Genomic DNA, 12,901 nt, shown 5'->3' on the forward strand with positions numbered 1-12,901 from the left:
TCCGGTAGGTTTACCGCCGTCGACGCCCCGCCCATCGAACATGAGCCTGGAGGTCGCCGTCGCCGTCCCGTTCAAACACCGCGCGAAGGAGCGGCTCGGCGAGGGCGAGTTCGTCGTCGCGCTGTCGCTCGACCGCGACTGGTTCTCGCCGGACCAGGCGAAGCGGCTGGTCGACGTCGCCGTCGGCCGCGGGCTGGTGGCCGAGGAGGACGGCGACCTCGTCGCGCGGTTCGACCCCGACGAGGTGCTCGTCCCCGAGGGGTTCGCGCCCGACGAGTCGATCCTCCGCGAGCAGTCCACCTTCGAGACCGCCCTCGACGCCATCGTCGCGGCCGGCGTCGAGAAGCAGCGCGCCGTCGCCGCGATCAACGAGCGCCAGCGCGCGCTCGCGGTCACCATCGAGGCGGCCGCGGTCCTCGTCGCGAAGGAGCACGGCGCCGCGGTCGACCACCTCGCGGCCGACGTGCGCGAGGAGCTCGCGGCCGGCGGCGACGGGAGCGAGGAGGGCGCCGACACCGACGACGCGGCGGCCGACGCCGCGGGTGACGCCTGATGGTCGCGGACCGCCTGACCGACGGCGTCCGGATCGGACAGCTGCTCGCCTCGGAGGTCTCCGGGAACGAAGGGAGACTGCGCGACCTCGCGCTCGCCGACGCCGACCCCGACGCTGAGCCGACGCCCGACGGCGCGCTCGCGTACCGGATCGTTCGCGCGGTCGAGGGCGACGCAGAGACCGTCCCCGTCGCCGAGGCGTACGTCCTGCCCGACCGCGTCCGGATCGAGTTCGTCGGCGGGGGCGACGGCGACGAATCCGCGTTCCCCGAGGTCGTCGCCGACGCGTCCGACGAGGCGGGACTCCGCGTCAGGCCGAAGGCGGTGCGACCGCCCCGGACGCTGGTCTTCGTCGAGGACGGCGCGCAGGTGAAGCGCGCGCTGTCGGTGCTGGCGGCCGCGGTCGACGCGGAATAAAAGTCCGGTCGGCGGGCGGTCCGAGGCCGCCGTCTCAGTCCGACTGCCCGCCGTCGCCCATCGCGACGGTACGCGCCCCCGACGCCGACGGGTCGTCGGGCGACTCCCCGCCGACCTCGAACTTCCGGAGCAGCGCGCGGAGCCGCTCGGCCTGGTCGGCGAGCGAGCCGGCCTCGTCGGTCGCCTGCGACATCGCGGCGAGCTGCTCGTCGGCCGCCTCGCCCACCTCGTCGGCCTCGTCGGCGGTCGACTTACTGATCCCCGCCACCTCCTCCGCCATCGACACCGTCTCCTCGGTGCTCGCGGCCTGGTCGTCGGTCGCCTTGCTGATCTCGCGGATCCCGTCGTCGGTCTCCGCGGCGTTGTCCGCCACCTCGGCGAACGCGTCGGCGGCGTCGCTGACCGCCTCGGCGCTGGCCTCCATATGCTCTTCCGCGGTCCGGACCTCCTCGACGGTCGCCTGCGTCTGCGCCTGCGTGCCGGCGATGAGCTCCTCGATCTCTTGGGCCGCCTCCTGGGTCTCCTCGGCGAGCTGTTTCACCTCGTCGGCGACGACCGCGAACCCGTCGCTCCCGCCGCTTCCCCCGCCCGCCCGCGCGGCCTCGATGTTGGCGTTCAAGGCGAGCAGGTTCGTCTGCTCCGCGATGTCGCTTATGAGGTCGACGATCTCGCCGATGTCCTCCATCCGCTCGTCGAGGACCCTGACCTTCTCCGCGGTCGCGCCGATCGACTCCCGCGAATCCCGGACGCTGTCTATCGCCTCGCCCGCGGTGTCCTGCCCCTCGTCGGCGATCGACGCCGTCTGCTGGGCCGCGTCCGCGACCGTTTCCGTCGAGGAGGCGACCTCCTCGATCGTCGCCGAGAGGTTGTTCATCTCGCCGGAGACCTGTTCGAGCATCTCGCGCTGGTCGTCCGCGCCCTCGGCGATCTCCTCGATCGACCGGCGCACGTCCTCGCTGCGCGCCTCGGCGGTGTCGACGCCCTCGACCGTCTTCTCGCTGGCCGCGGACACCTCGCCGGCGAACGACTGGACGTCCCGCATCGTCGACTCGATGTCGTCCATCATCTCGTTGAACGCGGCGCCGATCTGCTCCATCGCCTCGCTCTCGCTGTCGGCGTCGAGCCGGACCGTGAGGTCGCCGTCGGCCGCCAGGTCCATCGTCGCGCTGTAGTCGTCGGCCTTCGCCTCGAGGTGCTGGTTCAGCCACTCGACCTCCTCGCGGCGCTGCTCCACCTCCGCCTTCGCCTCCTCGACGTCCTGTATCTCCGACTTCTGCTGGGAGACGAGGTCGAGCTGGCGCTGCGCCTCCTCGCGCGACTTCTCGATGGAGTACCAGTTCACCATCAGCGCCGTCGCAAGCGCCGTGATAAAGACGGCGTGGATCCCGCCCCAGACGATCGGGTTGGCGATCGCGGCCGGGTGGTTGTAGACGAGGCTGGAGTCGATGAGGCTGAACGCGCCGTGGCCGATCGCGACGTACAGCATGCCGACGGCGAACGGGAGCCAGTCCTCGTACAGCGCGAGCACCGCGATGAACACGAAGAAGTGGAAGTGCGCCTCGATGTAGCCCCCGGAGAGCTTCACGAGCGCCATCGACACCGTCATCGCGCTGAACGCCGCGAGCACCGTCCGCTGGCGGCGGCCGAGCCGCGACCAGTTCGCCAGCGCCGCCGTACCGAGGATGAGTGCTGTGAACCCGCCGAGCATCCACGCGGGCACCGCGGGGATCTCCGCGCCGGTGAACGACTCGGTCCCCGAGTACAGCCCCAGCGCGATCAGAAGCGGCACCTGCACCGCGATCCCGATCAGGATGCTCCGGTGGCGGCCGCTCCACATCTCCTCCGGTATCGTCGTGCCGTCCGGGATGTATCTGATAATCTCGCGGATTTTAGCCACTCCGGACGCTCCCGACGCGTCCGCCGCTGTACCGGTCGCTGATTCGGTCATGGTCGGTCATCGTCGTACCGGTTAAAAATTCACGTCCTCCGAATATTACGTCTGATACTGTCGATCGATGGCAGAGCGTTCGCCGGACGGGAGTCGGACGCGCTCGAGTTCGCGAGACGAAGAGTATCGAATCCCGGACAATCACAAGATAAGTACATTCTCAATATTGTGAAAATAATTTATGTACCATCACCGAGTAGTCGGGTTAAGGTGATGTTACGACCATCATGTCGCTGAGAGTGATACGGGACACCGATAAAGATCTGCTTAACCAGCTCACCGGCCTCACGGGGCTCGGGTGGACGGCGTCGGTACTGGGGTATCTGAGCACCGTGATCGGCTACGGGAACGGACTGATAAGTCGGCTCGTCGCCGAGCCGCAGTCGCTCCTCTACGTCGGCGGGAGCTTCTTCGTGCTCACGCTCGGGCTCGACCGATTGCATAACAGGGCCGTGACCCGACGGGCGAGCGAGGAGAGAGGAGGAGAGTAGCGCTCCGCGCTCGGCCCTCCGAGGTCTCGGAACGGCGCGGCTCGCCCGCCGGAGCCGACGCGTTTTATATCCCTCCGAACGGCGGTACGGCCGTGACGCTCGATCCGATCCACGTCGAGAACATCGCGCGGCTCGCGTACGGGATCGCGAGCGACGTGGACACGACCGACCACGACGACCTCGCGGGGCGGGTGTGGCGCGACTGGCTCCCCGAACTCCGCCGCGACGGCCGCGTCGTGATCGAGCCCGTCGGCGAGCACGAGCGCCGACTGGCCCCCATCGACGACGCCGCCCTCGCCGAGCGCCCGTTCGAGACGGTCCACGGGCTCGACTCCGGCACGATCAACCCGACCACGTTCAAGAACGGGCTCGTCGTCGACGTGGCGCACGCCGCGATGGCGAGCGACCCGACGGACCTGGAGCTCCACCGTGACCGCACGATCGTCGCCACCGTGCACGCCGGCGACTCCACCGCCGACTTCGACGACGACTGGCGGAAGCGCGACGACGGCCACACCCGCCAGCGCGTGCTCCACGCGCCGCGGGTGAACCGGTACGCGGAGGGGGTCGTCCACGCGCTCGCCCTCTACCTCGCCGAGGGCACCCACGCGCTCGCCCACGCCGACGAGGTCGACGACCTGCTCGTCCTCGACGGGCCCATCTACCCGAAGGAGCTGTTCACGTGGGACGACCGCAACCCCGAGCTCGGCGCGCTCGCCCGCGAGGCGAAGCCCCGCGCGGTCGTCGAGAAGTACGTCCGGCTGGTCGAGCGGTTCGTCGAGCGCGACGTGCCCCTCGCCGGCTTCGTGAAGAACCCCTCCAGCGGGACGATCGTCCGCGCGCTGGCGCGGAAGGGCGTCGAGCCGCCGTGGCCCGACGACACCGCGCTGTTCACCCGACTGCTGGAGCGGCGGGAGGACCCCGACCGACCGGCCGACGAGGCGTTCGGTCGGGGCAGCGCGAGTCGGGAGGGCGAGAGCCGGCGCGGCGACCGCCTCGACGACGCGCTCACGTTCACCACGTGGTTCCGCAGCCGCGGGGGCGCCGACGCGACGATGGCCGCCGACGGCGACGCGCTCGGGATCGACCGCGAGCTGGACCCCGAGCTGTACGAGCCGACGTTCATGATCGCCTACGACCCCCGGACCGACGTGACGTACAAGCTGGAGGCGCCGTACGCGTTCGCCCGCGACGCCGAGACCCGCGACCGGCTCACCCGACAGGTCCTCGCCGAGGTGGCGACGACGCGGGGGCCGCCCGAGGCGGTCGCGAAGGCCGACGAGCTGGCGCGGATCGCCGCCACGGAGAAGGCCGCGCTCCGCCGGAAGTTCGAGGAGCGGTTCGACAGCGACCAGCAGGCGACGTACGACGACCTGCGGTGGGGGAAGGCGCAGTTCTAACTCCTCGTAAACGCGGCCGGCGCGTGCCTCCGAGCGCCCACAGGGCGCGAGGAGCACGCGCGAGGGACGCGGCGAACGCGAGCGGCGAAGCCGCGAAGCGTGAGCCGCGAGGCTGGGGAGGCGTGAGGTGCGGTGCTGTGCGGGGCGGGGTGGGACTCAAAGGGGCAGTCGCGAGGTGGGCACAGGCGACGCAAGCACCGCAGGGAGCGAACGAAGTGAGCGACTGAGGAGCGCAGCGAGCGTGCGCCCACCTCGCGGCTGGGGCTTTGGAGGTGGTCACCGCGGAGTCGTCGTTCACGTACAGCCGAGCGGCTGGGGCTTTGGAGGTGGTCACCGCGGAGTCGTCGTTCACGTACAGCCGAGCGGCTGGGGCTTTGGAGGTGGTCACCGCTGATCCGCGATCAACTATTTACAGCGACTGCGCGAGCAACACCACGTAGATGACGGCGTTGTACACGCCGTGCGCGAGCCCGGGCACGATCACGTTCTCCGTGTGCTCGTAGAGCACTCCGAGCACCGAGCCGAGCACGAGGACGACGGTGACGTACGCCCATCGCTGGCCGGGACTCCCCGAGACCGAGGGGAGGTGGACCAGCCCGAACGCGAGGCTCGCGAGCAGGATCGCCGGGGCCGCGCCGAACGCGCGCCGAAGGCCGCCCTGAACGACCCCCCGGAACAGCGCCTCCTCGACCGGACCGACGACGAACAGCGACACGGCGACCATGACGAGGTAGTACGTCACCGGGTCGCCGTCGGGCACGACCGCCTGGTTCCGCCCGGTCGTGAGCCCGATCTCGCCGAGCACGAGCAGCGCGCCGTACTGGAACGCGAACAGGGCGACGCCGCCGCCGAGGACGAGCCCGGCGTCCCGGAGCGTCGGTCGGGAGACGCCGACGAGCCCCCACTGGTCGGTGATCGCGAGGTAGCCGACGACCGCGGCCAGGAACCCGGCGAACTGGAGCAGGGTCCGAAGCACCTGCAGGCCGGTCGTCCCCTGGCCCACCAGCCCGAGCGAGACGGCGAACTCGGAGAGGGGCGCGGTCACCGCGCTGGCGACGAACAGCGCGAGGAGGACGGCGAACGCCGCGCTGGCGACGCGGAGGACACGGTTCATCGGCTCGGGCGGCGTCTCGCTCATCGGCGGCCGTACGACTTGCGGCGGTTTATCGGCACCGGAAGGCGACGGGACTCGCGCCGGGGATCGCGCACGGCTCGCCGACGGCTCACTGCTCGATCCGCAGTTCGCGCTTGTCGGCGACGGCGTCGGCCTCGGGGAAGTCGCCGCCGCCGAGCAGCCCGCGGGCCGCCTTCTTCCCCCACTCGACCGCGGGCTGCGTGAACGTCGAGACGCTCGCGAGCTCGCCGTACAGCACGCAGGCCGCCTCCATCCCGTAGAGGAGCTCGCCGAGGCTCCGCTCGTCGACGCGGTCGATCTCGACGCGCAGGTTCGGCACGCCCGCGGCCGCGAGGCTCGCTTCGGTCGCCTCGAACTCGGCGTCCAACAGCTCGCCGAGCGACGAGCCACCGAGGTAGGCGAGCCCGTCGAGGTCGGTCTCGGGGATCCCGGTCTCGGCGCGCTCCGTCGGCCGGATCAGCGAGACGAGCTTGTCCGGCGGGCCGGCGCGGTACAGCTGGAGCTGCGAGTGCTGGTCGGTCGCGCCGAGCGCCCGCGCCGGGGTCTGGCCGAGCCCGTCCTTGCCGAGGCTCTCGGCCCACAGCTGCGCGAACCACTCCGCGAACGTCTCCAGCGACTCCGCGTACGGCATCACGGCGTTCGTGAGCGCGCCGCGCTCCGCGAGCGCGTACGTCGCCGCGCCGTAGGCGTACGCGGGCGTCGCGAACAGCGAGCCCGAGAGGCTCTCCATCCCGTCGCGCCCGCCCGCCAGCACGGCCTCGATGTCGTGGCCCTGCAGCGCCGGCACCGCGAGCCCGACGGTCGAGAGCGCGGTGAAGCGCCCCGGCACCCCGTCCGGCACGTCGAGCGCGGGGAGGTCGTGGTCGTCGGCGAGCGCGCGGAGGTTCCCCTCCTCCCCGGTCGTCACGAGGGTGCGCTCGGTCCAGTCGACGCCCGCGTCGTCCATCGCCTCGCGCACGACGAGGAAGTTCGCGAGCGTCTCCGCGGTCGTCCCGGACCGCGAGACGACGTTGACGACGGTGTCGGCGAGCGGGAGGTCGTCGAGCAGGGCGTCGACCGCGTCGGGGTCGACGTTGTCGAGGAAGTAGGCGTCCACGTCGCTGTCGAGGGCGTTCGCGATCGTCGCCGCGCCGAGCGCGCTCCCGCCGATCCCGACCGTCAGGACGGCCTCCGGGCGGTCGAAGCGGTCGGTCGCCGCGCGGATCGCGTCCGGATCGGCCGTCTCGGGGAGCGTCAAGGCGGCGTAGCCGAACTCGTCGTCGGCCATGCCGGCGGCGATCCGGTCGTGCGCGTCCGCCACGCGCTCGTCGAGGCGTTCCAGCGTCTCCCGGGTGAGTCCGGGCGTCGTCTCCAGTGCGTTGCCGAGGTCCACGTTCATACCCCACCACGCGGGCGAGCGCGGCTTAAAACCGGTCGGTGTGGCGGAGCTTGGCTGCCGACGAGCGGGCGGCGCTCGCGGCGACCCGCTCAGTCGGCCGGAATGACCGACTCGCCGTCGGCGAGCGCGGGGCGGCCGACCCACCGGTCGAACGCGAGCGGCCCGGAGCCGAGCGTGAAGACCGCCGAGGCCATGCCGAACAGCGCGACGTGGGCGAGCACGGGGTCGTCCGGGAGCCCGAACAGCGTCGTCGTGAACAGCACGAACGAGAGCGCAGCCGCCCCGCGGGTGAAGAAGCCGAAGATCAGCGCCAGCCCCACCGCCATCTCGGTGACTCCGGCGCCGACCACCCACAGCCCGGGGTCGACGGGGACGACCGACGTGAGGTCGTACTTCTCGACGACCTGCAGCGCGCTGCCGGGGTCCGCGAGCTTCTGGATCAGGCCGAGGTAGACGAACGTGACGCCCATCCCGACCCGGAGGACCGTCGGGACGTACCGCCGCAGGGGGGCCGTCGACTCGTCCAAGAAGGCCTTCAGGTGGTGGACGGGGTCGACCCGGCCGTAGTACGAGCCCGGGGTGCTCGCGACCTCCAAGAGCATATCGTCGGCGCTCGGGCGCCCGCCGCCGAGGACCGCCAGCGCGATCAGGACAGGGACGTACTCCATCGCGATGACGGCGCCGGGGTCGACGGCGACGAGGACCCAGGCGTACGTCAGCAGCCCGGCCGCCGAGGCGATCCGGGTCGCGAGCCCGAAGAGGAGACAGAAGCCGAGGCCGATAAACAGCACCCGGAGGAGCGGGCTCGCCCCGGGGTCGAACGAGAGCGTCGGCGCGAACAGGTATCCCTGGAAGCCGGCGCCGACGAGGGGGAGGCCGACGGCGAGCCGCAGCATCCACGGCACGAGGTCCCCGTAGCCGACGAGCGTCTCGCGGAGGACCACGACGTCAACGATCGTCGGACGCACCCACAGGTACGCGGCGATCCCGGCGACCGCGACGAGGCCGGAGCCCGCGAACAGAGCCGCGTTGAACGGGTCGGAGAGCACCTCGGCGGTGAACGCGACCGCGTCGAGCGGGTCGCCCGAGTCCTCGGTGACGTAGTCGACGTGGGCCGCGACCGGCCGCGCGGCGAGCGTCGCGAACAGGGCGAGCGCGGCGAGCGCGACCGATCGGGAGCGAACGGACATAACCGCGTCTAGGGTCCGAACGCACCTAACGGTATTTCTTCACGGACGTTCGAGAGCGACCGCGAGACGGCGATTTCGTGGCTGCGACGACCGCCGCCTACGGCGCCCGGGCGACGACGGCGAACGTCTCCGTGCGCGTCGACTCGGAGACGACCTCGAACCCGGCCGCCTCCAGCGCCGCGACCGCGTCGCCGGCGGCGAACCGCTCGTCGGTCGGCGGGCCGTCGGCGCCGTCGCCCTCGGCGGTCCAGTCGAAGGTGACGAGGGGCCCGCCGGACCGGATCGTTCGCGCGAGCTCCGCGATCGCGGCGTCGCTCGCGAACTCGTGGTACGTCATCGTCGAGAAAGCGGCGTCGAGCTCGCCGTCCGCGAACGGGAGGTCCGCCACGTCGCTCGCGACGAGCTCGACGTTCTCCGGCACGCCCTTCTCGCGGTACAGGTCGTGCATCTCCGGCTGCACGTCGACGCCGTAGACGGTCTCGGCGTGCGGGGCGACGTCGTCGGTGTAGAACCCGGTGCCGCTGCCGAGGTCGGCGACGACCTCGACGTCGGCGGCCGCGAGGGGGCCGATCAGCTCCTCGGCGGACACCCAGCGGTAGCGGACCTCGGGACGCTCAAGCTCCGCCGCCCGGTCGGCGTCGAACGTGTGAAAACCCATGCGAAGTCTTGAGCGTCGAGTGTGAAAACGCGTCCGGTCGGCCGGACCGCGAGCGCCGGCGGGCGGTCGCGCGGTCCGGTGCCCTCACCACTCCGCGGCGAGCGCGTCGACCAGCCGGTCGACCTCGGACTCGGTCGAGACGGCGTGAATCGAGGCGCGGATCGCGTTGGGATACGGCAGCGCGCGGACGACGATGTCCCGCTCCGCGAGGCGCTCGACGGTCGCCTCGGGGTCGTCGACGTCGACCGTGACGAGCCCGCTCTCGAACTCGCGGGGGCTCAGGAGCCGTTCCTCGGGGACGCCCGCCTTGAGCCGGTCGGTGAGCGTCTCGATCCGGGACTCGATCGCGTCGAGGCCGACCGCCTCGATCGCGTCGAGCGCCTCGACGAGGCCGACGTGGGCGGCCGCGGTCGTCGAGCCAACCTCGAACCGCTTCGCGCCCTCCTTGTACTCGATCTCGGACGCGCTCGGGTCCTCCACGCCGCGGTAGCCGACGGCGCGGGGCGCCAGCTCGGCGGCGGCCTCGCGGTCGACGTAGAGGAAGCCGGCGCCCCAGGGGCCGAGGACCCACTTGTGACCCGCGGCGGCGACCGCGTCGGCGCCCCACGCCGACACGTCGAGCGGGACTTGGCCGGGCGACTGGACGGCGTCGACGAGGGTGAACGCGCCGGCGTCGTTCGCGACCTCGACGAGGTCGGCGACCGGGAGCCGCGTCCCGTGGGTCCACGTGATCGCACTGAAGCAGACGAGCCGCGCGTCGGCGACCGCCTCGGCGTACTCGTCGCGGTCGACGCGGCCGTCCTCGGTCTCGAGGATACGGACCTCGACGCCCTCGCGTTCGAGCCGCTTCCACGGGAGGATTCCGGCCGGGTGCTCCAGGTCGGTCCGGACGACCACGTCGCCGGGCTCCCAGTCGATCGCGCCGGCGATCCGGGTGATCCCGTCGGTCGTGCTCTCGGTGAGGGCGATCTCGTCGGCGTCGGCGCCGACGAACGCGGCGATCCGCTCGCGGACCGACTCGTACGTCTCGAAGGCGTACCCGTAGGGGTCGGTCGTCGCCGAGCCGTACTCGTGGTCGGCGACGAACTCGCCGGCTGCCTCGACGACGTACTCGGGGCTCGGCCCGTGCGCGCCGAAGTTGAAGTACGCCGCCTCGCCGAGCGCCGGCACGTCCGCGCGCAGCTCTCGGGGCGTCATCGCGTCACCGGAGGTCGCCGCGTCTCGGAACGCCGCGGCGTCGCCGTCGCGGTCGGCCATTCAGGCGCCGTGCTCCGCGACGGCGTCCGTCAGGGCGTCCTCGCTCTGCGCGCCGACCCTTCGGTCGACGAGCTCGCCGCCGGCGAACACCAGCAGCGTCGGGATGCTCTGGACGCCGTACTCGGCCGCGAGCGACTGGTGGACGTCGACGTCGACCTTCACGACGGCGGCGTCGGTCTCCGCGGCGACCGCCTCCACGGCGGGCTCCATCATCTGACACGGGCCGCACCAGTCGGCGTGGAAGTCGACGAGGACCACGTCGTGGGCGGCGACGAGGTCGTCGAAGTCGTCGGGGTCGGACAGCTGGATCGGTTCCGCGGGAACGGATTCGGGTGAACTCATATCGCTCTCTACGCCCCCTGCGCTGATAATAGTTTTGGGCAAATCACACAATACCGTGTGGACGAGTGTCACTGGCGCGCCGGGGGCCTCCTCGGCGGTCGCGCTCGCACGGGAGGCCTGCCGCTCGGGGCCAGCGCGCCCGCCGACAGGCATTAGTCGCCGAGGCGTCCCCGTTGAAACCGATGACCGACGCGACGCCGACCGACGCGACGCCGACCGACGCGACGCCACCGGCCGCCCGCTACCGGGCTCGTTCGAGCCGGGCGCGGCTGCTCGCGACGCTGCGCGTCCAGTACCCGGACGCGCTCGCCGACCGCGGCTACCGCCTCCTCCACCCGGAGACGGGAGACCACTACACCGACGACCGCCGACACCTGGTCGCGACCTGCCGGTCGGTCGCAAACTTCGCGCTCGGCGCCCTCGCCGACGGCCCGGACTGGTGTCGCCCCGCCGCCGAACACGGGCTGCGGTTCCTCCGCGAGGCGCATCGGAGCGAGGACGGCGGCTACCGGCTCGTCGTCGCGGCCGACGGCACGCCGGTCGACCGCACCCGGTCGGCGTACGGTCACGCGTTCGTCCTGCTGGCGTACGCCCGCGCCGCGGACGCCGGGCTCGACGGCGCCCGCGAGGACCTCGCGGCGACCCACGCGCTGATCGAGGACCGGCTCCGCGACGACGCCGGGCTGCTCCGGAGCGACTGCGACGCGGAGTGGACCGAGCTGGAGCCGTATCGCGGCCAGAACGCGAACATGCACGCCTGCGAGGCGTACCTCGCCGCCCACGAGGCGACGGGCGAGGGCCGCTATCTCGACCGGGCGCGCCACGTCGCCGAGGCGGTCGCGGTCGACCTCGCGGTCGAGACGGACGGCCTCCTCTGGGAGCATTACACGGCCGAGTGGGAGCACGACTTCGGGTACAACGCCGACGAGCCCCGCCATCAGTTCCGCCCGCCGGGGTACCAGCCGGGCCATCACGTCGAGTGGGCGAAGCTCCTCGCGCTCCTCGACCGGTACGACGCGGACGGTCCGGAGGGGTCCTCCACCGGTTCCGAGGTCAGCTGGTACGAGCGCGCCGCCGAGCTGTTCGACGCCGCCGTCGACCGCGGCTGGACGGAGAACGGGTTCGTCTACACCCACGCGGCCGACGGGACCCCGCTCGTCGAGGACCGCTACGGCTGGGCGCTCGCGGAGGGGCTCGGGGCGGCGGCGGCGCTCGCGGAGCGGGCGGCGGCGCGCGGCGACGCGGACGCCGCGGCGCGGTTCCGGCGGTGGCACCGCCGCTTTCTGGTCCGGACCGACCTGTTCCGCGGACCGGCCGGCGTCTGGTACGAGAAGCGGCTCCCGGCCGCCGCCGACGGCGACCTCGTCGCGCCGGAGCCGCCGGGCGTCGAGCCCGACTACCACCCGGCCGGCGCGTACTTCGAGAGCCGCCGCTCGGCGCTCGCGGAGGTCGAGGGAGGGGCCGGGACCGAGGGCGGAGCGGACTGAGCTCGCCGAGCCGCTACTCGCAGGGGCCCTCGTCGGCGTACCGGTCCGGCAGGTACGAGGTCAGCGCCGCCGGCACGAGCGGGATGGCGAGGGCGGCGAGCTCCGCGAGGTGTCGGCGGAGGACCGTGTACACGGCGGCGACGAGCAGCGTCCCGAGCACGGCCAGCCGGAGGTGGCCGTCGAGCAGGTAGAGGAGCGGGAGCGACAGCCCGACGGAGAGGGCGAGGTCCTCGGCCGCGCCGTCGTACCTGACGCCGGGGCGCGGCGCGATCCAGCGTCTCCGGTAGTGGTCGTACACCGCGCGATCGGAGTTCCCCTCCCACGGTCGCAGCTCCAGCCCGCCGCCGTACATGTCCGAGACGCTGTGGAGCGCCGCCCCGAGGAGGAACAGGGCCGCGGCGACGGTGACCGCCGAGGGGGCCGCCAGGGCGACGACGAGGGCGACGCCGGCGGCCGCCGAGTAGTAGACGGGGTAGTGGAGCGTCTTCCGGTGACCGGTGTACATGTCGAGGTCCGGGAACAGGCCGCCGAGGAAGCCCGCGGCGAACCCCACGGCCGCCAGCTCCGGCGCCAGGCGCACGAGCGGCGCGGCGAGCAGCATCCCGGCGAGCACGTGGGTCGGGAGCATCATCGTGGCGGAACGAAA

At 72.2% G+C, this 12,901-nt stretch carries 13 protein-coding genes; 5 read left to right on the forward strand and 8 right to left on the reverse strand.

Annotated elements, in window-relative coordinates; genetic code table 11:
- The first annotated feature begins 40 nt into the window (after positions 1-40).
- Both B4V04_RS10875 and B4V04_RS10880 read left to right on the forward strand, forming a co-directional pair.
- A complete protein-coding gene (locus tag B4V04_RS10875) occupies positions 41-553 on the forward strand; it encodes a DUF2240 family protein (RefSeq protein ID WP_498231557.1) in 513 nt (170 codons plus the stop codon).
- Positions 553-969, forward strand: a complete 417-nt coding sequence (locus B4V04_RS10880) for a DUF7993 family protein (RefSeq protein WP_498231559.1) — start codon at positions 553-555, stop codon at positions 967-969. The genes B4V04_RS10875 and B4V04_RS10880 overlap by 1 nt, the downstream gene beginning before the upstream one ends.
- A 34-nt stretch (positions 970-1,003) precedes the next feature.
- On the opposite strand, the gene B4V04_RS10885 is transcribed toward B4V04_RS10880, so the two are convergent.
- Entirely contained in the window at positions 1,004-2,917 is a 1,914-nt protein-coding gene (locus B4V04_RS10885; protein ID WP_498231561.1) for a methyl-accepting chemotaxis protein, read from the reverse strand.
- A gap of 239 nt (positions 2,918-3,156) precedes the next feature.
- On the opposite strand from B4V04_RS10885, the gene B4V04_RS10890 reads away from it, so the two are divergent.
- Positions 3,157-3,408, forward strand: coding sequence for a hypothetical protein (locus tag B4V04_RS10890; protein ID WP_241662523.1), 252 nt, complete (start codon positions 3,157-3,159; stop codon positions 3,406-3,408).
- Positions 3,409-3,500: 92 nt separating this feature from the next.
- The gene (locus B4V04_RS10895) at positions 3,501-4,808 is read left to right on the forward strand and encodes a DNA double-strand break repair nuclease NurA (protein ID WP_498231562.1); all 1,308 of its coding nucleotides are present in this window, start codon (positions 3,501-3,503) and stop codon (positions 4,806-4,808) included.
- A 409-nt stretch (positions 4,809-5,217) separates the two neighbouring features.
- Here the strand turns inward: B4V04_RS10895 and B4V04_RS10900 are convergent, their stop codons facing one another.
- From B4V04_RS10900 to trxA, 6 genes are all read right to left on the reverse strand, one after another.
- On the reverse strand, positions 5,218-5,946 hold the full coding sequence (locus B4V04_RS10900) for a CPBP family intramembrane glutamic endopeptidase (protein WP_498231564.1): 729 nt from the start codon (positions 5,944-5,946) through the stop codon (positions 5,218-5,220).
- A gap of 85 nt (positions 5,947-6,031) precedes the next feature.
- On the reverse strand, positions 6,032-7,321 hold the full coding sequence (locus B4V04_RS10905; protein ID WP_498231566.1) for a phosphoglucose isomerase-related protein: 1,290 nt from the start codon (positions 7,319-7,321) through the stop codon (positions 6,032-6,034).
- Positions 7,322-7,410: 89 nt separating this feature from the next.
- The gene (locus B4V04_RS10910) at positions 7,411-8,511 is read right to left on the reverse strand and encodes a DoxX family protein (protein ID WP_498231567.1); all 1,101 of its coding nucleotides are present in this window, start codon (positions 8,509-8,511) and stop codon (positions 7,411-7,413) included.
- A gap of 97 nt (positions 8,512-8,608) precedes the next feature.
- Positions 8,609-9,169, reverse strand: coding sequence for a class I SAM-dependent methyltransferase (locus B4V04_RS10915; protein ID WP_498231569.1), 561 nt, complete (start codon positions 9,167-9,169; stop codon positions 8,609-8,611).
- Positions 9,170-9,253: 84 nt separating this feature from the next.
- Complete coding sequence (locus tag B4V04_RS10920) at positions 9,254-10,426, reverse strand: aminotransferase class V-fold PLP-dependent enzyme (RefSeq protein ID WP_498231571.1); 1,173 nt, start codon at positions 10,424-10,426, stop codon at positions 9,254-9,256.
- Positions 10,427-10,768: a thioredoxin gene (trxA, locus tag B4V04_RS10925; protein ID WP_144797902.1), complete on the reverse strand. Its 342-nt coding sequence runs from the start codon at positions 10,766-10,768 to the stop codon at positions 10,427-10,429. It abuts the gene before it with no gap.
- Positions 10,769-10,950: 182 nt separating this feature from the next.
- Between trxA and B4V04_RS10930 the strand changes: the two genes are divergently transcribed.
- A complete protein-coding gene (locus B4V04_RS10930) occupies positions 10,951-12,255 on the forward strand; it encodes an AGE family epimerase/isomerase (protein ID WP_498231573.1) in 1,305 nt (434 codons plus the stop codon).
- 13 nt (positions 12,256-12,268) lie between these two features.
- Here B4V04_RS10930 and B4V04_RS10935 read toward each other — a convergent pair whose 3' ends face one another.
- On the reverse strand, positions 12,269-12,886 hold the full coding sequence (locus B4V04_RS10935; RefSeq protein ID WP_498231575.1) for a metal-dependent hydrolase: 618 nt from the start codon (positions 12,884-12,886) through the stop codon (positions 12,269-12,271).
- Between the last annotated feature and the right edge of the window lie 15 nt (positions 12,887-12,901).

This window comes from Halorubrum sp. B52 (assembly GCF_059752555.1).